Here is a 21,532-nt window from a genome sequence, read left to right as displayed (position 1 = left end):
CTGTGGATAACCCGGCTGCTGTGGATTACCCGGTGAACGGGGGCACCACGACGCAGGGCACCGCTACCGGATGGGCCGGATCGAGCGCGTTGAGCACCAGATATGCCGCGCGCCGCGACCCGGCGATGGCCAGGTGATCGCTGTAATCGGTTGCGCAGGAATCCTGTACGACGATGTTGTGTACCGACTCGCCGGGACGTCCGGGGACTTGACCGCTGGTGTAGGGCAGCACGAGTTCGTCGTAGCGGCTGGAGATGTTGGTGTAGTCGATACCTTTGACGTACGGCGAGCCACCCGCCCAGATCGCATCGTTCATCGCCGACCCGGGCGACATCTGCGAGCACGCATTGCAGACCGGCAGCCATGCGTCGGTGTTCGTCAACTGACCCATGAAGCGCGCGACCGGAGCGAGAAGATCGCCGCCGGTGCCATGCCAGAGCGGCGCCAGCGAGACGTACTTGGTCACGTAGCGCGCGCCGCCGAGCTTCTTCAGGTAGTAGGTCGGCATGTAGGTGCCCTGCGAATGCCCAACGATGTCAACGGTTTTCGCGCCGGTAGCAGCGCGGATTCGATCGACGAACCGCTTGAGTTGACCGGCGGAGTCGACGATCGAGCCCATGCCGCCGACCGCCGTGGCGGGCCAGGGCAGACCGGGAATCGCGCCGTAGGTCAGGGCGAAGACACAGTAGCCGCGATTCTTCAGCATCGGCACGTAGGCGCCCCAGTTGGTGGTCCGCGCGCCGCCGGTGCCATGCACGAGGACGACCGGACGCGGGTGTGCGGGCGTCGGTTTGCAGGAGAAGTCGTTGGAGCCCGGCAGCGACCCGCCCGGGTGCGACAACTCATACGGGATGCCGGCGAAGAAGCTGTAGTCCTCGGGGAGTCTCGACGTCGGGGCGGCACTCGCCGTCGACGACAGTCCCATCGCGAGCGCGAGTGCCGTGCTGACTGCCGCGAGCACCGTCGCGAGTCGACGTGTGCGATTCATGGTCACTCCCCTGTTTGCCGTTGACCCAGCGAGCCTACCAAGCGGTTGCTTGGTACGGGGACGAATCAGCTGAATCGTCTCAGCGCCGGCGGCCTACGCTGAACGGCATGCGATGGCTGGATGTGAGTACCGAGAACTGCTCGGTTCAAGCCGCGCTCGACGTCGTCGGCGCGAAGTGGTCGATGTTGGTGATCCGCGAGATGTTCAACGGGGTGCATCGATTCGACGAGATGCAACAGCATGTCGGGATCAGCGAGGCCGTGCTGTCGCGGCGACTGCGTGAGCTACAGGACGCGGGGCTGGTCGAATCGATCCAGTATCGGGAACCCGGCATGCGCACGCGGCGCGAGTACCGACTGACGGCCGCGGGTCTGGACTTGTTTCCCGTCCTGATCGCATTGCTCAACTGGGGCGACAAGCATCGGGCGCCCGTAGGCGGCGGGTCGTGGCAGGTGCGGCACCGCGACTGCGGCGAACAGGTCGCCGCAGTCGTCGCCTGCCCGGCACATCCCGGGGTGGCACTCGATCATCGCGACACGGTGACCAACGCGGGACCGACGGCCGTCGGCACATCGAACCGGTCATCTGACTGTCAAATTGAAAGCTAGCCGGGTATCCTCAGTGGTGACAGGGCGAGAAGCCTTGATGTTCACGAAAGAGGCTTCCCATGCCGGACCCACTCCCCCACGCGCCGACGACTGACATCCTCATCGAAGCCGAGGAGTTCGACGACTACGGCGGCTGGCTCCTCGACTCCCAGTTCGAGACACAGATGGGGTCGCCCTACCTGCTGGCGCACGGTCTGGGCCTGCCCGTCGCCGACGCCGTGACCACGATCGACGTCGACCCGGGCTCCTACCGCGTCTGGGTTCGCTCGAAAGACTGGGTGCCGTCGCACCATCCCGGGCGGTTCCGCGTCACCATCGGCGGCGAACCGCTGCCGGTGGAGTTCGGCGCGAACGGACAGGACTGGTCGTGGCAGGATGCCGGACGAATCGAGCTGGCCGGCGGCCCCACTCAGATCGCGCTGACAGATCTGACCGGCTTCGACGGCCGATGCGACGCCGTCTACCTGAGCACCGGCGACGCGGAACCGCCCAACGGTGCGGGCCCGCAGGCGCGGGCGTGGCGTCGTCGGTTACGCGGACTGCCCGACGAGCCCGTCGACGGCGGTACCTTCGACGTCGTCGTCGTCGGGGGCGGCGTCACCGGATGCGCGGCGGCTCTGGCTGCCGGACGGCTCGGCCTGACCGTCGCGCTGGTCCAAAATCGCCCGGTGCTCGGCGGAAATGCCAGCGTCGAAATCGGTATCACCCCGCGTGGCGAGACCGGGGCGCTGATCAAGGAACTGTCGGCGCGCACCGACGACGGCGACCTCGTCGCGTTCGCGCTGCTCGACGCCGAACCCACGGTCAGCGTGTTCCTCGAACACCAGGTCTACGACGTAGTACGCACCGGCGATGCGATCACGTCGGTCGACGCGCGAGACGCCCGAAGCGGACGGGAGAGTCGATTGCGGGGGTCGGTGTTCATCGACTGTTCGGGCACGGCGATCCTCGGACTGCTCGCCGGAGCGCGAACGATGTTCGGACAGGAGAGTCGCGACGAGTTCGACGAGTCGCTCGCACCGACCGAGCGCATCGAGTCGCATCACGGAAACACGGTGTTCTTCCGGACACGTGAGGCCGACCAACCGACCGGATTTCCGCCGGTGCCGTGGGCCGTCGACGTCGCTCGGGATTACGCCGATCTCGGTGGCCAACTGCAGCGCCCCGGCGTCGACAATGGCGCCGGCCCGGTTGCCGGTCACGCACGGACTCCGGACCCGGCAACGCGACGCAGAATGCTGAGTCCGCTGAGTCACTTCTGGGAGTACGGCCAACATCTCGATCCGTATACCGACACCGAACACATTCGCGATCACTTGCTGTGTGCGATTTACGGGACCTTCTCCAACGTCAAAACCCTGGAGCCGAAGAATTATGCGCATTTGACTCTTGATTGGGTTGCCCATGTTCCCGCGCAAGGCGAATTCCGGCGATACCGCGGCGACTACATCCTCACCGAGAACGACATCCGCGAACACGCTGACTTCGCTGACACCGCGGCGTGGAACTCGGGGGCATTCTGTCTGCATTACGGCGGCCACGACAAATACGATTTCCGGCTGCGTGATTGGAAGTGGGACACCCGCGACGACACCCCGTTCGAAGTGCCGTTCCGTTGCCTGTACTCGGCAGACGTCGACAATCTGATGATGGCTGGCAAACACATCAGCGTGACTCATGTCGCCGGGTCGGTGACGAAGTTCATGGGCAACGGCGGCCAGCACGCGATCGCCACCGCGGCTGCCGCGAAGCTGTGCGTCGAGCACGCGACGACGCCGCGGGGCGTATATCAGGATCACGTAGATGAGCTACAGAGATTGATCGTCGAGATCGGCGGGTCGGTGGGGCATACGTAGCGTATAGGAGACGCTCCAGCGCCAGGGTTGCGGCCGTCGGCTCAGGTGGGACTGTCGGGCCGTACGGTTACTAGTGGTGTGTCGTGCCTAATGGTATTGATATCTTGCGCGCACCCTGCTTCGCCGTGTCCTGCTGGTTGAGCTAGGCGAAGCCGAGTCGAAACCACTGTGACGCTGTGGGTTTCGTTATCGTCCGGCCGGCGGGGTTTCGACTCGCTCCGCTCGCTCAACCAGCAGAGAAACGCAACGTCATACAACTCTTTAAATGCGACACCGTACTACCAGTGGGTGCGAGGACTTTTCGGTGGTGACTGAGGTGGGTTGAGGTGTGCATACGCATCCCCGCGACGGGTGTCGGAGGGCAGACTGCCCTTCGATGCCGGCGAGGGGGATGCGAGTTCACCTTCAGATCACAATGTGTCCCGGTCCGGGATAAGCGAGATCGGCCGCCGCTGACCCGTTGGCGATTTGAACGCAATTTCAGTCCGCCGCACGTGCAGACAATCCAAATTACCTTACAGACAAAATGGGTGGCGCAACAATTATTGTTGCGCCACCCGTTTATCTGTAGGGCAATCCGAATTGCCGACTATCAGATCCTGGTCACCGTCAAGTCGCCGTCGTGAAATTGCGAGCGCAGCCTTTTCTTGTCGAATTTTCCGACACTCGTCTTGGGAACGTCGTCGACGATGGCCCAATTCTCCGGCAGCTGCCACTTCGCCACCCGGTCGGTGAGAAAGGTGTGCAGGGTCGCGACGCTGACGTCGGCGTTCTCATCCAGCACGACGGCAACCAGCGGTCGTTCGTCCCATTTCGGGTCGGGGACGCCGATCACCGCCGCCTCGATGACTGCGGGATGCGCCATGACGGCGTTCTCCAGATCGACCGACGAGATCCACTCACCACCCGACTTGATGACATCCTTCGCACGGTCGGTGAGCGTGAGAAAGCCGTCGCGGCTGATGGAGCCGACGTCTCCGGTGCGCAGCCAGCCGTCGTGGAACTTCTCCGGCGCATCGACGCCGTAGTATTCGCCGGTCACCCACGGTCCCCGGACCTCCAGTTCGCCGATGCTCTCGCCGTCATTCGGTACCACGGCGCCGTCGGGCCCGATGAGCCGTGCCTCAACAAGAGGAGCGAATCGCCCCTGCGTGTAGCGGTAGCGCCAGCGCTCCTCGCCTTCGGCGTCGGCCGGCGGCCTCGCCACCGATCCGAGCGGCGAGGTCTCGGTCATCCCCCAGAGCTGCAGCATTCCGATGCCGTGATCGTCGGCGAAGGTATGCATCAGCGACGCCGGAACCGCGGACCCACCGACAATCACCTCGTCGATGTGTGACACGTCTTGCGGGTGGCGCTGCAGGTGACGATGGAGCCCCAGCCAGACCGTCGGCACCGCGGCCGCGAAGGTCGGCCGTTCGGCTGCGATCAGTTCGGCGAGTGGTTCGGGCTGCAGAAACCGGTCCGGCATGATCAGCGAGGCACCGGTCATGAAGGCTGCGTACGGAAGCCCCCACGCCATGACGTGGAATTGCGGTACGACCGCCAACGCCCGATCGCCCTGCTTGAGCGCGGGACCGGCGGTGGTACACACGGTCATCGAGTGCAGGTAGATCGAGCGGTGCGAGTAGGCGACACCCTTGGGGTCGCCGGTGGTGCCCGACGTATAGCACATCGCGGCAGCCGCGCGTTCGTCGATCTCCGGCCAGTCGAACTCGGTCGGCGACGACGCGAGCAGATCTTCGTACGAGTGGACCTCGATACCGGCGGGAACGTCGACATCGTCGACGTTCGGTCCGGTGATCACCAGGTGTTTGACCGACCTCAGGTGCGGCAGCTGCGGCACCAGCAGCGACAGGAGGCTCTGGTCGACGATGACGACATGATCTTCGGCGTGGTTCGCGATGTGGACGAGTTGATCGGGAAATAGTCGGATGTTGAGGGGATGCACTACCGCGCCCATCGACGGAACCGCCAGATACGCCTCGAGGTGTTCGGCGTTGTTCCACATGAACGTCGCGACGCGCTGGTCGCCGGTCACACCCAGTGTGCGGAGTGCATGCGCGAGGGCAGCGCACCGGCGACCGACCTCGGCATAGCTGCGGCGCCGGGCGCCGGACTCAGTCCAGGTCACCACCTCTTGATCAGCGTGAAAAGTGCTGCCGTAGCGCAGCAACTGGGCAATTGACAACTGGGAGTCTTGCATCGTGCTCAACATCGGGTTGCTCCTGAATCGGTGAGGCTTGCCGGCGTCCTCATGCCGTGGTCGCTGGTTGGGGGGCGAGAAATCCGGGAAGTCGTTCTGCGACAATGCTTTGGGCTTCAGCGATGATGTCGTGGACGACGGTGGCGCAGTCGGCGACGTCGTCGATCAGCCCTTGGGCCTGACTCGCCCACCACATTCCTCCCTCGACGTCGCCCTCGCCGTAGACGTTCGCTCGGGCGCGAGCGCCGCTCGCGAGGTGCGCGACGTCGTCGAAAGTCGCGCCCTCGTGCCCGGAGATCTGTGCGATCTCCACGGAGACCGTATTGCGCGCGACTCGCGCGGTGTTGCCGAACTCACGGAACACGATCTGGGTGTCGAGTTCCGAATTGGCGACGATCTGGCGTTTGACGTTCTCATGGATGGGTGCCTCGGTAGTCGCCATGAAGCGCGTCCCCATGTTCACCGCATCCGCTCCGAGTGCGAGCGCGGCGACCAGGCCCGCCCCGGTGGCGATTCCACCGCTCGCGATCACCGGAACATCGAGCACCTTCGCCGCTGCCGGAATCAGGACGAGTCCCGGAATGTCGTCGCCGCCGGGGTGCCCCGCGCACTCGAAACCGTCGATGCTCACGGCGTCGACGCCCAACTGCTCGGCCTTGCGGGCATGGCGCACGCTGACCGCTTTGTGAATCACTTTCACGCCGGCGGCGTGGAAGCGTGGCAGGTGCGGCGCCGGGTTTCCGCCGGCCGTTTCGACGATCGTGATGCCCATGTCGATGATGACGTCGCGGTACTCGTCGTAGGGCACCGGAGTGATGGTGGGCAGGATCGTCAGATTAACGCCGAACGGCTGATCGGTGATGTCGCGGCAACGCACGATCTCGGCTGCGAGCGCTTCTGGCGTCGGCTGGGTCAGCGCGGTGAGAAATCCCAGCGCACCGGCGTTGGCAACTGCGCCAACGAGATCGGCGGTCCCGACAGCGGTCATGCCACCACAGACAAGCGGATGATCGATCCCGAATGTCTCGGTGAAGCGGGTACTGAACATGAATTGACTCAATTCATCGAATATGTGTGCGTGGAATAAGTGAGGTCGCCGGACGAGGTCATCCGAGGGTGAATTGTTGGCCGATGAGGGTGATCCAGGTGCGGACGGAGGGGGTGGAGACTTCGACGATGATGCGGGCGCGGGCGGCGGCGTAGCCGGCGCACCCGTTGATCCGGAACGGTTGCTGACTGTAGGTGACACTGCCCGACGGCCCGGTGAACGTGTACGAGTTGACGGTGTAGTACTTGTAGGCCGTCGTGTCCCCCGAGGTGGTGGCGATCACCGGAACCCAGGCCGCTTTCCCTGGGCCGAGGGTCACCACCGCGCCGGCGTTCACATTGTTACTGGCCCCCTGGGTATCCCCACCGGCGCCGCCGCTGGCCCCACCACCGGAGAAATTCACCTGACATCCCACGTCGTAGCCCGGTGAGACAGCCGTGTAGTTGACCGCCTTCCCGTTCACGCTCACCTCGACGGTGCCGCTGAGCCACCCCTCCCGCGTCGTCGGGGTCGCCGCCACACTCGCGCCCTGCAACCCCACTTTCTCCCCCACCAACCGGACCGTGACCCGGGTCCCATCATCGAGAGTGCGCGCGGCATACCCACCCGGCAGCGGCGCCGCCTGAGCATGCGGGGTAGTCAACGCCAGTGCGGCGAACACCGTCACCGCCGTACCGAACAGGCGGGCAGAACGGGCCAGGGAGTAGCGGGTCATCATCGGTTCCTTCGGGACACGTCGAGGCAAGATCAAACGGGCGGACAGAGGTGTTGTGGATTGAGGTTGTGGCATGGCTGGTGGTGAAGCTCATCCGAGACTGAACGGGGCACCGAACAGGGTGGCCTGCACCATCGCGCCGCTGCCGGAGACGGTGCCGCCCTTCGACCCGCCCACCCCGTCAGAGGTGTAGCCGTCGGCGGCGATCACCCGCACATAACTACGCGCTTGGGCGTACCCGCCGCAGCCCTGGACATCGAGTTGCTGATGCTGGGTCTCCAACGACAGTGTGTGCGTCGCGAAATCCTGGTTGAACACATTGGCCACATCAACGACCTGACCCGGCGCCAACGGCAACGAAATCGACCCCGACACACTCGGCACCGCCGAAAGCACCGCGGTGGCCCCGGCGGTCAGATCACCCAACTGGACCTGACAACCCACCAGATACCCCAACTGCACATTCCCGCCGCCGCGGCTGACGGTCACCCGATACTTGCCGGAGATGGTCGCCGCCCGACCCGCACCATTATTGGCCACCGACGTGATCGGCTGCGCCCGTTCACCGATCCGCCACATCTGCACCACCCGACCATCACCACCAACCACCCGCTTAAACCCATCCGGCAACACCCCCGCACCCGCATCGGCGCCGACGAAGCAGACTCCGGCTATCGCAGCAGCGGCCACGGTTGTGAGGATTGCCGAACGCCTCAGCGGCACAACGTAATTAATAGGCATATGGATGTCTCCTGGGTTTGATTTGAAAGTTTGTTGGGTGGTGAGTGACTGTCAGACGGACGCGGGGAGTCCGGCGTCGATCGACGAATACTCCTCGCGCGCAAGGAGATCCATCGGATCTGCCATCTGTCCGCCGACTTCGACCCAGCCGAGGTAGTGCGCGGACGACCAACCGAGTTCACGCTGCAGCTCACTAGGCAGCTTGCGGATGTCATCGAGGTTGTAGGTGAGGAAGGCGTTCTCCTCCGACCGGAGGAAGGCGAGGTCGTAGCCCATCGACAGTCCGAACCGGTAGGTATCGGTAGTCGTGTTCTGCCCACCGCCGTGATACGTCGAGCCGATCCAGATGAGCGCCGAACCCGCCTTCATCTCGGTCGGCACCGCCTCGTCGCGCCGCGGCGCACGTGTGTCGTCCCAGAGATGCGAACCCGGAATGACCAGGGTCCCGCCGTTCTCCGCGGTGAAGTCGCTGACCGCGACCATGATCTGCACTCGCGCTTCGCGTCCGTAACCGGGGTGGCGCCACAGCCACACCGAATCGTCACGATGCAGAGGCTGCGCACCTTGGCCGGGACCGATCTTGATGGCCATCGTCGCTCCGATGTTCTTTCCCGCGGGGCTGGGCACCGCGTCCTCACCGAAGAAGATGTCGATCGGCTTGTTGAGGATCGAGTCCGCGATCGCACGGTAGAGGGGGTTCATCGCGATGGTGACCATGTGCTCGGTACGCGCGAACAAGCCGCTCGCTCGTTTGGTCTTGCTACCGGCGAAGACCTCGTCGTGACCGGTGTCCAGGCCGTCGAGCACAGGGTTGAGGTCGTTCTTGAGTCCTTCGATCGTCGCGTCGTCGAAGAGTCCTTCGATGATCACTCCACCGTCGCGCATGATGACGGCAACGGCATCGTCGGCCGTGGCGGTGGGGGTCAGTCGGGTGAGAGTCGGGGTGGTCATGGTGATGCCTTTCGTGAGCGCGCCCCCGCGCTTCGTGCGACGTGACAGATGACGTCGGGCGGTCGGGGTGTGATGGCGGTCATAACCATAGAGCAAAATAATCAACTGATCAAGACCTATGACTCGATCATTCGAACGCCTTGCTTAGGGCGTTACCATCAAGACTGACTTTGTCAACCGATCGTGAAACTCGAATGGAGACGACATGGCTCGCATCCCCGCCGCGGAGCGCAGCGCCGATCTCGTCGCAGCCGCCGTACGCGTCATCGCCGCACGCGGCGTCGACGGCGCTACCACGCGCCGAATCGCCGAGGACGCCAACGCGCCCCTCGCGACGTTGCACTACTGCTTCGCGACCAAGGAACTGCTATTTGCCGCAGTGTTCCAGCATGTCGTGACGGAGTATCGTGATGTGTTGGCGCGCAACAACATCAGCGAGGGTCTCGCGGCCACCGCGCGGGAACTCCTCCGCAGCCTGCTCGACTGGTACATCACCAAACCGGACTTCGCCAAAGCCGCACTCGAATTGATCAGCTGGGCCCAACGTCAAGTCGACGAGCAAGCCAAGGACGTCTACGACGAGGTCACACAGACTCTCCAGTCGATTCTCGCCGACGCCGCCGACGGCGATCCGACGATCCCGCCCGGACTGATCGACGACCTCGCCTATGTCATCGGCGCGATGTCCGACGGATTCGCCATCAGCTGGGCGGTCTTCGGCGACGTCGCGGAAGCCCGCAAACAGGCGGACATCCTGCTCGGAGTGCTCGACGCCTGGATCGCCGCGCGCACCCGCGACACCGTCGGCGTGACGCCGCCCCCCTCGCAACCGATGCCGCACGCACCGAAACCCGTGGCAGCGTCGTTGGTGTCGTGGGTCAAAGTGAGCTGAGTCACTTCCTGTTGCAATCCTTACATTCCGAGAGTCAAATGACATGATCATATGACTCTCAGCGCGGATCAGTCGCGCTGAGCACCTCGGCAGGGAATGACGACGATGGCTCTTGACACACCACTCTGTTGGAATCTCCTCGACGACCACGCCCGGGCCGTCGCCCACGGCATCACCGCGGCGTTGCCCGCACCACTGCACGAACTCGGCGTCGACGCAGCTCGCGCGATTACCGCAACGCAGCCGTCAGATGCCCCTCCGACGCCGGTCGACGTGGTCGAAACGATACGAATCCCCACGCGATCAGGCGACGTCGGAGCTCGGGTGTACCGGCACACGCACTCCGCGCACGCACCCGCGCTCCTGTACCTGCACGGCGGCGGATTCATCCTCGGAACGCTCGACGGCGTCGACGAGCTCTGCCGGACGATCGCGCGGACGTCGGGGTGGACGGTGGTGTCGCTGGAATATCGGCTCGCACCCGAGCACCCCTATCCGGCCGCCCTCGACGACGCGCTCGACGCGTTCGCCTGGCTGCACGAGTCGGCCGCGACACTCGGCATCGACTCCGACCTGATCGCCGTCGGCGGCGACTCGGCAGGTGGAAACCTCACTGCCGCAACATGTCTCGATCTCCGAGAACGCGGTGGTCCGAGACCGGCCGCCCAGGTGCTCATCTATCCCGCCGTCGACGACCGATTCGCAAGTGACTCGTGGACCGAGTTCGCCGACGCTCCCCTGTTGACCACGGCCGACGCGAAATGGTGCTTCGCGCACTATGTCGACGGATCCTCCCGCGCGCCCGGCGACGTGCTCGCGGCGCCGATGCGCGCACAGTCCCTGCGCGGACTGCCACCCGCGATCGTGATCACGGCCGAGGTCGACCCCATCCGCGACGACGCCGAGGCATTCGCGGCGCGCCTGCACGCCGACGACGTCGAGGTGACCGCGATCAGGTATCCCGGGGTCTTTCACGGATTCGTACCCGAGGTCGGGCAGTTCGCCCAGACCGGCGAGGCGATCGACGCCATCTGCGCATTTCTGGCGGCAGTGACTCCCGCTTGTTGAGTCCTTGAGCCGGCCAGAGCGTATTCCACCCCGCCGGTTGAGCCGGGCCAGGACTTGTTCCGCCCGTTGGTTGAGCCGGGCCAGGACTTGTTCCGCCCGTTGGTTGAGCCGGGCCAGGACTTGTTCCGCCCGTTGGTTGAGCCGGGCCAGGACTTGTTCCGCCCGCTGGTTGAGCCGGGCCAGAGCGTTAGCGTAGGCCCGTGTCGAAACCACGCGAGCCGACGACGCCAACGCACCAAACACCTTGAAACAGTTGACTATTCAGGTAACGAGTGTTCGGGTCGGCTTGCGATCGTCGGCTCACCAGACCCCTCGTTACACCGAAGCTCGTTCCTCGCTTCGGCACTCGGGGAACGGGGTGGTCACCCTCGTTCCTCGCTTCGGCACTCGGGGAGCGGGAAGTCGCTTCGGCACTCGGGGAGCGGGAAAGTCGCTTCGGCACGACAGCGAGCGAACTACGCGTCTCACTTGCTCGGCGCGGGCGCCGAAAGCAGGGTTTCGAGTAGCTCAGTGGCGGTGGCGACGTCGGCTCGGCACTCGTCTGCCGAATGGGTGACGATGAACCGCAGCAGGATTCCGTCGATCAGGGAGACGATGATCCGCCCGAGCCGGTGATGACTGATCGGTAGCCCGTGCGCCCAATCGGAGCGATCCAGCGCTTCGATGACGAGGTCGTCGAGCTGTCCCATCAACTCGCCCGACTGTTCCTTGCGGGCCTGCTGCGTGATTCCCCAACACAGCAATTGGTATTGCGCCGCAATGAGATCCGGGTCTGCGATGGCTAGTTCGGCGTAGCGCGACAGGAATTCGCGAGCCGTACCACCGGGCCCCGCGCCCGCCTCGACCGCGGCGTCGACGATCTCCCGCGCCATGTCCCAGCAGTACTCGTAGGTGGCGTCGAGCAGCTCGTCTTTGGTGCCGAAGGTGTAGTGCAGCGTGCCGATGTTGGCCTTCGCCTCCGCGCCGATACGCCGCGTCGTCGCTTTGGCGACGCCTTCGCGTGCGATCACCCGGGCCGCCACCTCGATGATCTGGCGTCGACGTTCGACAGCTGGGATATGCGCCATCGCGAACTCCTCACTCGGCCGGACCGAGCGAACACCTGGCCCGACTTAATCATTTGGATACGTCATTCGCCAGGATAGTCGGCTTTGCCGAACGACCTCACACCGAACACTTGACGTGGGCTGTGTCACATGAGTTAATCGTTTGAGTAAATCAAATGATCATGACAGACGATCGAGAGAGGTTCACGATGTCTCACCCGTCCATCCCCGAGCCCGGCGGAGTACAGATCTCCGGGCGCCGCACCCCGATGGTGCTATCGGTTGCCCGGTGTCTGCGCGAGGGACTCGCTCGCGGCGCCGAGGTCCCCGCGGGCACCGACACCGTCACGCTGATGTCGGCCTCCGATGCACAGAAAGCGCACGTCAGCGTCGTCGACGGCGAGCTGATCGTCGCCGCGGACGCCACCGCGGACGCTGAGAACACCTGGCAGGTCCGGTGGTCGGATCCGACGCCCAGCCGGCCCGCGACCGACGACTTCGCTTCGGCGATCGCCGCGCTGCTCACGCGCAGCGACGTCGACTGGCGCACCGCGGCCGATGCGTTCTGGACCCGCGCCGCGGCGGCGCCGGGCATGCCGATCGGCTTGAACGTCTGCTGCGCCGACGACGAGTCCGTAACCGAACTCGGTGATCACGAACCCGACGGACAGGGCGTCTTCGGCACCGCGGCCGCGCTGACCAGCTTCTTCCAAGGTCGCTCGACTCTCTTCGAGGTCCTCGAGGGCGGCGAGTTCGGCATCAACATGACATTCCCTGTTTTCTCCGCGCTGTTCGGCGCCAACCAGAAGGTGGTGTGTGGTGAGCTCTGACAGCCCCGCATTCGACGACATCGACGACGTCAAGACCGTTCGCATCGAGGCGACGAATCTCGACGGCGCGCTCTTGGGCAAGATGCTGTCGCCCGCGAAATACCGCTCTGCTCGTACCAAGGGAGTGGCCATCGCCGACCTGGTCCTCGGTCTCGACCTCTCCAACCACGCTCATCTGGGTTACCGGCTGCCGTCCTGGCGGCAGGGAGCGTTCATGCCCGAGATCTCGCTGCGGCCCGACGAGAGCACCCTCCTCGAATGGAAGCCGGGAACGGCCTCGGTGATCTGCGACTTCTGGACCGCCGACGGCGAGCCGGTGCAATCCGACCCGCGTCAGGCACTCAAGCGCATCGTGGCGGCCTATGCCGACCGCGGTCTGACGGTCAAGGCGTCCGTCGAGATCGAGGCCACCGTCTTCGTGGAGTCCATCGATCAGGCGCGCGCTCAGGACTACCAGAACCTCACTCCACTCGGCGGAAATGCCGGCGCCGCAATGATTCTCGCGAAATCGCCCGACTTCGTCGAATACGGCGAGGCGGTCACCGCGCGGCTCGACGAACTCGGCATCGAATGGGAGGGATGGTCGGACGAGGCGGCCAGCGGACAGATCGAGTTCAATCTTCCGCCCGCCGACGCGGTGACCGCGGCGGACCGCTGCACCCGCACCCGACAGGTGATGCGCGAGGTGGCCTATTCGCTCGGCCGCACCGTGACGTTCATGTCGAAGTGGTCCGCGGAGTACGGCCAGGGCGCCCACCTCAACGTGTCGGTCTCCGACGACGACGGAAACGTCTTCTTCGACGCCGCCGACGTCACCCAACCCAGTGACCGCATGCTCAACTTCCTCGGCGGCGTGATGGGCTCACTCGAAGCCGCGACGAGCTTCGCCCTGCCGACGATCACCTCCTACCGGCGGCTGCTCGACCTGGAGGGACCGCCCACCACGGTGACGTGGGGAATCGCGAACAAATCCTGCGCGGTACGCGCCGTCCTCGACGGTCCCCACGCGACCCGGCTGGAGTACCGGCTGCCGTCCGCGGACTCCAATTGCTACCTCACGATGGCGTCGTTCCTCGCCGCCGGCCTGTCGGGTCTGGACAACAAGACCGAGCCGCCCGCCGCGTTCAACCTGATGGCGTGGGGCGCACCGGGCGAGGTGGTGCCGCGTATCCCCGCCGATCTGTACTCCGCCCTGGAGGCGCTGGAGAACGACACGACGCTGCGCGAGTACCTCGGCGACGAGTTCATCGATAACTGGATCGGTGTCCGCCGGTGGGAATGGATCACCTACCACACCGAGACCGAACGCGACGACGACCAACTCTCCGTGTGGGAGTCGAAGCGCTACTTCGAACTCGCCTGAGCCCGTATCCGAACGAAGAACCAACCGCAGCACACGCCAAGGAGAAGAACAATGACCGCACAATTGCGTGACGCATACACCGCCGACGAAGCCATCGCCGTCCTGGAAGCCGACGGCGTCGTCCGCCTGCCCGACCTGCTCACCGCCGAGCAGCTCGCCACCGTCAAAGCCGACCTCACTCCGCTGATGACGGCGACCCCCGACGGTTCCGACCCGTACTTCGCCGGCACCAAGACCCGCCGCCTCGGCCGGCTCTTCAAGCACACCCGCGGCCTCGACGCTGCCGCACTCAGCCCCGTAATCCACGGTGCGGCAGCACATTTCCTCGGCACCCCGAAGGGAATGTGGTACGGCCAGGACCGCGTCGACGAGAAGCCGACCTATCAGATCGGCGCGACCCAGTGCATTCAGATCCACCCGGGTCAGGGCCTGCAGCCGCTGCACCGCGACGACAGCATCTTCTACACCGTGCATCCGGGACGCACCGACGGGATCGGCGTGATGACCGCCGTCTCCGATTTCACCGAGGCCAACGGCGCCACCCGGGTGATCCCCGGCAGCCACCTCTGGGACGACGAGCGGATGCCCCTGGTCTCCGAGACCATTCCCGCGGAGATGACCGCCGGTTCAGCGGTGATGTGGCTGGCCGGTACCTACCACGGCGGCGGCCAGAACGTAACCGATGACTCGGTGCGGACCGGTGCGATCCTGGGCTTCTTCCGCGGCTACCTGCGGCAGGAGGAGAACCACTACCTGTCGCTGTCCCTCGACGAGATCAGGCAGATGCCACGCGAGATCCAGGATCTGCTCGGGTTCACCGCGTCGAACCCGTACATGGGGTGGATCGAGTACAACGGCGAAATGGCCGACCCGCGGGTCGTTCTCGGCGACGTCGAAAACGCCGGCCTGCACGCCGGAGTCGCAGTCTGATGTCCACCGCCATCACATCCGGCTGGCGCGACCTGGCGGCCGCCGTGCCCACCTCCTTCGGGATGTGGGACGGCGGTACCTGGGCCGAGGCCGCCGATCTGGCCACCCTGCCGTTGCGCGACCCCTGGACCGACACCGAGTTCACCACCGTTCCCGCGGCGTCGGCCGCCGACGTCGACCGCGTCGTCAAGCAGGCGGCGGCCACCTTCGACGGTGGCGCCTGGTCACGAATCTCGCCCACCGACCGCGGGCGCACCCTCATCGCCTGGGCCGACCTGATCGATCGCAACGCCGACGAACTGGCCGTCCTGGTCTCCCGGGAGATGGGCAAGCCCGCCCGCGACGCCCGCACCATCGAGGTCGCGACGACGGCGCGCGTGCTGCGCTGGTACGGCGAGCTCGCGGACAAGCTCATGGACGAGTCGCCGCGCGGCCTCAACGACGCATTGGCCCTGGTCACTCGCGAGCCGGTCGGCGTCGTCGCGGCGATCACCCCGTGGAACTTCCCGCTGTCCCTCGCGATGCTGAAGATCGCACCCGCGTTGATGGCCGGGAACAGCGTCGTCCTCAAACCCGCGCTCGCGACGTCGGCCTCGTCGTTGCGGCTCGCCGAACTCAGCAGCCTCGCCGGCCTGCCCGACGGTGTGTTCCACGTCGTCACCGGCCGCGGCGCGACCGTCGGCACGGCGCTGGCGACGCACAATTCGGTGGCGTGCCTGACCTTCACCGGATCGACCGACGTCGGGCTGCGACTGCTCGGTGACTCCGGGGCGTCGAACGGCAAGACGGTCTCGCTGGAACTCGGCGGCAAATCGCCGAATATCATCTTCGCCGACGCCCCCGACCTCGACGTCGCGATCAAGACCGCGATCTGGGCGTTCACCTTCAACACCGGCCAGATGTGCACCGCCGGGACCAGGCTCTACGTGGAGCGCTCGGTCTACGACGACGTCGTCGACGCCGTGTGCGCGGGCGTGCAAGCGCTGACGATCGGCGATCCGCTCGACCCGGCGACCGACCTCGGACCACTGAGCAGCCGCAGCCAAGCCACGACGGTGCTCGAGTACATCAAGTCCGGACTCGCCGACGGCGCCACCCTGCGCACCGGCAGCGATCAGCCGCTCGACGACACCCGCTCCGTGGTCGCTCCCGCGGTGTTCACCGAGACCGATCCGGCCATGCAGATCGTCCGCGACGAGATCTTCGGCCCGGTCGTCTGCATCGCCCCGTTCACCGACGAAGACGAGGCGCTGCGCCTGGCCAACGACACCGAGTTCGGTCTCGCGGCATCGGTCTGGACGCGTGACGTCTCGCGGATCCATCGGCTCTCGCGCGGCCTCGACGTCGGGAATGTGTGGGTCAACTCCTACGAGGAGGGCGTGCCCGCCACCCCGTTCGGCGGCCGAAAGCTGTCCGGAAACGGCTCTGACAAGGGCGTTTACGCCCTCGACAAGTACACCCACCTCAAGCACACGTGGATCGCGCTGTAGTCGCGGCCACCGGCCAAGTGAGAATGCCATGCCTGAACAGATAACCGCCGCCGTCTTGAACGCGGCCCCCGGGAAGCTCGAACTGGAGACCCTCCTGCTCGACGACCCCGGCCCCGACGAAGTCCTGATCGACATCCACTACGCCGGCCTGTGCCGCTCGGATCTGCACGAGATCGACGGGATCTGGCCCGCCGGCTGCCCGACGGTGCTCGGCCACGAGGCATCCGGCGTGGTCCGCCGCGTCGGCGACCGCGTCACCACCGTCGTACCCGGCGATCACGTGGTGACCTGCCTCAGCTCCTACTGCGGATCCTGCCACTACTGCCTGGCCGGGCGGTTGACGCTGTGCGCCGGCCGTGGTCGGCTCCGCGAACGTGACCGGCCGGTCCTCACCAACCAGTTCGGCGCATCGGTGCATCCCACCGCGGGACTGGGCGCGTTCGCCACCGCGATGGTCGTTCACCAGCATTCCGTCGTCGCCATTCCCCATTCGATGCCGCTGGCCGCGGCATCGGTGCTGGGCTGCGCGATCGTGACCGGGATGAGCGCGGTGTTCCGCAGTGCCCGCGTGGAACCCGGATCGAGCGTCGCCGTCGTCGGGTGCGGTGGAGTCGGCATCGCCGCCATCCAGGGTGCTCGCCTCGCGGGTGCGGCCACCATCGTCGCGGTCGACACCAACGCGCAGCGGCTCACCGATGCGCTCACCTTCGGCGCGACCGCCACCGTCGACGCCGCGGCCACCGACAGCGTCGAGGCGGTCCGCGAATTGACCTCCGGCGGCGTCGACTACTCGTTCGAGGCGATCGGTCTGGCCGCGACCGTCGAGCAGTCGTTCGCCATGCTCGGTCCGGGCGGCACCGCCACCGTGCTGGGCCTGGTCCCCGACAGTCAGCCCCTCTCGATCCGTGCCGCCGACCTCTTCGCGTCCGAGAAGCGTCTGCACGGCGCCTTCATGGGGTCCAACCGATTCCCCATCGACATCCCCAACTACGTGCGGTTCTACGAACAGGGCCGACTCGATCTGGATCGCATGCTCTCGGCATTCGTCGGATTGGACGAGCTCAACGAGGGATTTCGACTCATGCACGACGGCGGGCTCACGCGCGTCGTCGCCGACATCAGGAGACGATCATGAAACCACTGGTCGCCATCACCGGCCGCCGGATCTCCGGCACCACCCTCAACGGCCTCGACCAGCGCTGGGCGGCCGGCGAGGTGGACATGTTCTGGGCCGAGTTCGGCAAGAAGGTCGCCGAGGCGGGCGGCATCCCGATCCAGCTGCCGTATGAGAGCGCGGGCACCGACGTCGTCGAACGGATCGACGCGCTGGTCGTCACCGGCGGGCAGGACATCGACCCGGTGATCTGGGGCGGACCACCGCCGCTCGACGCCGACAACGGTGAAGTCCTGACCATCGACCGCCGACGCGACGACTACGAGATCGCGCTGGTCCGCCACGCAATACGCCGCGGTATCCCGATCCTCGGCATCTGCCGCGGACATCAAGTACTCAACGTCGCACTCGGCGGAACGCTGATCCCGCACCTGCCGAAAACGTCGATCACCCACGTCTCGGCGCAAGCCATCCCCGACCGCCGCCCCGACAAGGAGCATCCGGTGGACTTCACGCCCGCGACACTGGCCGCGCGGCTCTACGGACCCCGGTTCGCCGTGAACTCGTGGCATCACCAGGCGGTCGCCGACCTGGGCGACGGTCTGATCGTGTCCGGGCGGGCACCCGACGGCGTCGTCGAAGCCATCGAACTGCCCGGCCGGCCCGTTCTCGGTCTGCAGTGGCATCCCGAGGCGATCGTCGAGCTGGATCCGTCCTTCGAGTGGGTCGTCGAACAGGCGCGTGCCGCGTCGCTGGTCGGAGAGCTGTCATGACCACACTCGTGCACACCGTGTGGGCGCACGCCGACGTCGCCCCCGACAGCGTCGCCCTCGTCGACGCCGACGTCGTGCTGAGCTACGCCGACCTGCGGACCCGGGTCGCCCGCGTCGCCGGCGCATTGCTCGACCTCGGTGTACGCCGCGGCGACAGGTTCGTCATCGTCGGGCACAACAGCATCGGCTGGGTGCTGGCATATCTCGCGGGGCTGCGGCTCGGCGCGATCGTGTCACCGGCCAACAATCGGCTCAACGTCGACCAGTTCCGCGAGCAATGCGACCTGCTCGACGCCGTGGTCGTCGCCTACGACGACGACCACCGTTCACTCGCCGAGAGCGCACGGCGCGTCACCGTGCGGCTCGACGATCTCGCGGCGTCGAACCACAGCCCGCTCGACGACGGCCACCCGTGGCCCGTACTCGACGACGACGCGGTCGTCAGCTTCACCTCCGGCACCACGGGGACCCCGAAGGGGGCGGTGCTCTCGCACGACGCCGTGTCGGGTGCGGCGGAGACCATCGCGCGATGCGCCGACCTGGGACCGAACGACAGCACGCTGGTACTGGTGCCGTTGTTCCACAACACCGGATTCAACGATCAGCTCGGCGCGATGCTCGCCGTCGGCGCGAGCACCCACCTGCTGCGGCGCTATCGCACCGCCGATGCGCTGGCTGAGCTGCGCAGACGTCCGGTCACCTATCTGACCGCGGTGCCCAGCATCCTGCGGCTGCTCACCGTCGCCGACGACGCCGACGCCGCATACGCGACGGCTCGGGTGGTCGTGTTCGGCGGTAGCCCGATGCCGGCCGCCTGGTCGGAGGAACTGCTGACCCGCTGGCCACAGCTGGTGCTCCTACACGGGTACGGGTTGACCGAGTTCACCTCGGCCTGCACGGTCCTGCCGGCTGAATTGATCACCACCAAGGGCGAGTCGGTCGGCCTGCCGGTGCCCGGCGTCGAGGTGCGGATCGTCGGCGAGACCGGCGAGCCGGGTGAAGTGTGGGTGGCCGGCCGGACCCGGATGAGCCGCTACTTCAACCAGCCCGAACTGACCGCCGCGAAGATCAGCGGCGACTGGCTACGCACCGGCGACCTGGGCTTTCTCGACGCCGACGGCCTGCTGTGGCTGACCGGCCGCGTCGACGACGTCATCAACCGGGGCGGCGAGAAGGTGCTCCCCGCGCACGTCGAATCGAAGATCTCCGCCCTTCCGGCCATCGCCGAGGCGACCGTCTTCCCCATCGACGACCCCGTGTTGCAACAGCGTGTCGGAGTCGCCGTGATGCTGCGGTCGTCGACCGAGCTCGACGTCGACGCCGCGCGCACGCACCTGCGAACCCAACTCCCCGACTACGCCGTCCCCGAGCACTGGACCGTCTACGACGAACTGCCGCGCACGGCGTCGGGCAAGGCCGATCGGCGTGCCATCGCACGCAACCACCGTGAAAGGGCATCAGATGTACACCGCTGACGAATTCGACGTCGTGATCGTCGGGGCCGGGATCTCCGGCATCGCCGCCGCCGTCCAACTGCAGCAGAACTGTCCCGCGAAGTCGTTCACCGTCCTCGAGGCGCGCGACGCCGTCGGCGGAACGTGGGACCTGTTCCGCTATCCGGGGATCCGCTCCGACAGCGACATGTTCACCCTCGGCTACGGATTCAACCCGTGGACCGCGCCGGAGGCGATCGCCGCCGGCGGGGCGATCAAGGAGTATCTGCGCGAGACCACCGAACGTTTCGGCATCGACCGTCACATCAGGTTCGGGTCGAGACTCGCGGCGGCGTCCTTCGACAGCGCCGACGACCAGTGGAAACTCACCGTCGAAACCGCCGACGGAATCCAAGTCCTGCGTGCCCGATTCGTCTATCTCGGCACCGGCTACTACAGCTACCGGGGCGGCTTCAACCCGACGCTGACCGGTGAGGACACCTTCGCCGGCCGGCTGATCCACCCGCAACACTGGCCCGCCGACCTCGACTATGCCGGCAAGAACATCGCCGTCGTCGGGTCCGGCGCGACGTCGATCACGCTGGTCCCCAACCTGGCGCGCGACGCCGCCAAGGTGACCATGATTCAACGCTCGCCGAGCTACGTCTTCGTCGAGGACGGCATCGACGTCGAGGCCGACGACCTGCGCCGCGAACTCGGTCCCGAAGTCGCCTTCACGCGGATCCGGCTGCGGAATCTCGCGAACCAGCAGGAGACGTACGCGCAGGCCAGGCAGCAGCCCGAGGCCTTCAAGAAGCTGCTGTTCGAGGCCATCGACGAGGTGGTCGGCGAGGACGTCCGCAAGCGGCACTTCACGCCGACCTACGAACCGTGGGATCAACGCGTCTGCGTCGTCCCCGACGCCGATCTGTTCCACGCCATCGACGACGGCCGCGCGGCGGTTGCCACCGGCGAGATCGCCCGGATCACGCCGACCGGGGTGGAGATGTGGGACGGCGAACACATCGACGCCGACATCATCGTCAAGGCCACCGGACTCAACGTCGTGATGGGCGGCGAGGCCGTCTTCGACGTCGACGGCGTCCCGGTCGACATCGGGCAGTGCTGGACCTACAAGGGGCTCGCCTACTCCGGGGTGCCGAACCTGGTCTACGCCTTCGGCTTCATCAACGCGTCGTGGACGCTGCGCATCGAGGCCGTCAACGAGTACTGGTGCCGAATTCTGCAGCACATGGACGACGTCGGCGCCACGCGCGTCACTCCACGGTTGACCGACGAGCCACCCGCCCTCCCCTACGTCACCGGCGTGTCGTCGGGGTACCTGCAGCGCGCGCAAGCGCATCTCCCGCATCAGGGCGACACCGCGCCCTGGATCAACCCGCAGCGATACGCCGACACTACGGAGCTTCTCGTCTCCGTCGACGACGGCGTTCTGCACTACGAAAACCTCGGATAAGGAGCA

At 66.1% G+C, this 21,532-nt stretch carries 19 protein-coding genes; 12 read left to right on the top strand and 7 right to left on the bottom strand.

Going from position 1 to position 21,532, the window contains the following annotated elements; all coding sequences use genetic code 11:
* Positions 1-25 precede the first annotated feature (25 nt).
* A complete protein-coding gene (locus HH308_RS18380; protein WP_170195679.1) occupies positions 26-988 on the bottom strand; it encodes an esterase/lipase family protein in 963 nt (320 codons plus the stop codon).
* A gap of 107 nt (positions 989-1,095) precedes the next feature.
* Here HH308_RS18380 and HH308_RS18375 point away from each other — a divergent pair, with 107 nt between their 5' ends.
* Positions 1,096-1,596: a winged helix-turn-helix transcriptional regulator gene (locus HH308_RS18375; RefSeq protein ID WP_170195678.1), complete on the top strand. Its 501-nt coding sequence runs from the start codon at positions 1,096-1,098 to the stop codon at positions 1,594-1,596.
* 59 nt (positions 1,597-1,655) lie between these two features.
* Positions 1,656-3,452, top strand: a complete 1,797-nt coding sequence (locus HH308_RS18370; protein ID WP_170195677.1) for an FAD-dependent oxidoreductase — start codon at positions 1,656-1,658, stop codon at positions 3,450-3,452.
* A gap of 592 nt (positions 3,453-4,044) precedes the next feature.
* Here HH308_RS18370 and HH308_RS18365 read toward each other — a convergent pair.
* From HH308_RS18365 to HH308_RS18345, 5 genes are all read right to left on the bottom strand, one after another.
* Complete coding sequence (locus HH308_RS18365) at positions 4,045-5,667, bottom strand: long-chain fatty acid--CoA ligase (protein ID WP_170195676.1); 1,623 nt, start codon at positions 5,665-5,667, stop codon at positions 4,045-4,047.
* Between the two features lie 37 nt (positions 5,668-5,704).
* Entirely contained in the window at positions 5,705-6,703 is a 999-nt protein-coding gene (locus HH308_RS18360) for an NAD(P)H-dependent flavin oxidoreductase (RefSeq protein ID WP_170195675.1), read from the bottom strand.
* 58 nt (positions 6,704-6,761) lie between these two features.
* On the bottom strand, positions 6,762-7,418 hold the full coding sequence (locus tag HH308_RS18355) for an MspA family porin (protein WP_170195674.1): 657 nt from the start codon (positions 7,416-7,418) through the stop codon (positions 6,762-6,764).
* A 90-nt stretch (positions 7,419-7,508) separates the two neighbouring features.
* Positions 7,509-8,159 (bottom strand): MspA family porin, encoded by a 651-nt coding sequence (locus HH308_RS18350; RefSeq protein WP_170195673.1) that lies wholly within the window; start codon positions 8,157-8,159, stop codon positions 7,509-7,511.
* Between the two features lie 51 nt (positions 8,160-8,210).
* Positions 8,211-9,110: a phytanoyl-CoA dioxygenase family protein gene (locus tag HH308_RS18345; protein WP_170195672.1), complete on the bottom strand. Its 900-nt coding sequence runs from the start codon at positions 9,108-9,110 to the stop codon at positions 8,211-8,213.
* A gap of 205 nt (positions 9,111-9,315) precedes the next feature.
* On the opposite strand from HH308_RS18345, the gene HH308_RS18340 reads away from it, so the two are divergent.
* Both HH308_RS18340 and HH308_RS18335 read left to right on the top strand, forming a co-directional pair.
* Entirely contained in the window at positions 9,316-10,002 is a 687-nt protein-coding gene (locus HH308_RS18340) for a TetR/AcrR family transcriptional regulator (protein WP_170195671.1), read from the top strand.
* Positions 10,003-10,107: 105 nt separating this feature from the next.
* Complete coding sequence (locus tag HH308_RS18335) at positions 10,108-11,070, top strand: alpha/beta hydrolase (protein ID WP_170195670.1); 963 nt, start codon at positions 10,108-10,110, stop codon at positions 11,068-11,070.
* 464 nt (positions 11,071-11,534) lie between these two features.
* Here HH308_RS18335 and HH308_RS18330 read toward each other — a convergent pair whose 3' ends face one another.
* Positions 11,535-12,137 carry a TetR/AcrR family transcriptional regulator gene (locus HH308_RS18330; RefSeq protein ID WP_170195669.1) on the bottom strand — a complete coding sequence of 201 codons (603 nt, stop codon included), beginning with the start codon at positions 12,135-12,137 and terminating at the stop codon, positions 11,535-11,537.
* A 188-nt stretch (positions 12,138-12,325) separates the two neighbouring features.
* Here HH308_RS18330 and HH308_RS18325 point away from each other — a divergent pair, with 188 nt between their 5' ends.
* From HH308_RS18325 to HH308_RS18290, 8 genes are read left to right on the top strand one after another with little or no spacing between them, the layout of a single operon-like run.
* Positions 12,326-12,946, top strand: coding sequence for a hypothetical protein (locus HH308_RS18325; RefSeq protein ID WP_170195668.1), 621 nt, complete (start codon positions 12,326-12,328; stop codon positions 12,944-12,946).
* Positions 12,936-14,309, top strand: a complete 1,374-nt coding sequence (locus tag HH308_RS18320) for a glutamine synthetase family protein (protein WP_312870687.1) — start codon at positions 12,936-12,938, stop codon at positions 14,307-14,309. The genes HH308_RS18325 and HH308_RS18320 overlap by 11 nt, the downstream gene beginning before the upstream one ends.
* Positions 14,310-14,360: 51 nt before the next feature.
* A complete protein-coding gene (locus HH308_RS18315) occupies positions 14,361-15,239 on the top strand; it encodes a phytanoyl-CoA dioxygenase family protein (RefSeq protein WP_170195667.1) in 879 nt (292 codons plus the stop codon).
* A complete protein-coding gene (locus HH308_RS18310) occupies positions 15,239-16,729 on the top strand; it encodes an aldehyde dehydrogenase family protein (protein ID WP_246284691.1) in 1,491 nt (496 codons plus the stop codon). The genes HH308_RS18315 and HH308_RS18310 overlap by 1 nt, the downstream gene beginning before the upstream one ends.
* A 28-nt stretch (positions 16,730-16,757) precedes the next feature.
* On the top strand, positions 16,758-17,864 hold the full coding sequence (locus HH308_RS18305) for a zinc-binding dehydrogenase (protein ID WP_211188590.1): 1,107 nt from the start codon (positions 16,758-16,760) through the stop codon (positions 17,862-17,864).
* A complete protein-coding gene (locus HH308_RS18300) occupies positions 17,861-18,616 on the top strand; it encodes a gamma-glutamyl-gamma-aminobutyrate hydrolase family protein (protein WP_170195666.1) in 756 nt (251 codons plus the stop codon). The genes HH308_RS18305 and HH308_RS18300 overlap by 4 nt, the downstream gene beginning before the upstream one ends.
* Positions 18,613-20,091: a class I adenylate-forming enzyme family protein gene (locus HH308_RS18295; protein ID WP_170195665.1), complete on the top strand. Its 1,479-nt coding sequence runs from the start codon at positions 18,613-18,615 to the stop codon at positions 20,089-20,091. The genes HH308_RS18300 and HH308_RS18295 overlap by 4 nt, the downstream gene beginning before the upstream one ends.
* Positions 20,042-21,526 carry a flavin-containing monooxygenase gene (locus HH308_RS18290; protein ID WP_312870686.1) on the top strand — a complete coding sequence of 495 codons (1,485 nt, stop codon included), beginning with the start codon at positions 20,042-20,044 and terminating at the stop codon, positions 21,524-21,526. The genes HH308_RS18295 and HH308_RS18290 overlap by 50 nt, the downstream gene beginning before the upstream one ends.
* The last annotated feature ends 6 nt before the right edge of the window (positions 21,527-21,532 follow it).

Origin of the sequence: Gordonia asplenii, from assembly GCF_012933505.1 — a bacterium.
In the GTDB taxonomy this organism is placed as follows: domain Bacteria; phylum Actinomycetota; class Actinomycetes; order Mycobacteriales; family Mycobacteriaceae; genus Gordonia; species Gordonia asplenii.
Note: the sequence above shows the minus strand (reverse complement) of the source record. Positions and strands in the feature narration are given on the sequence as shown.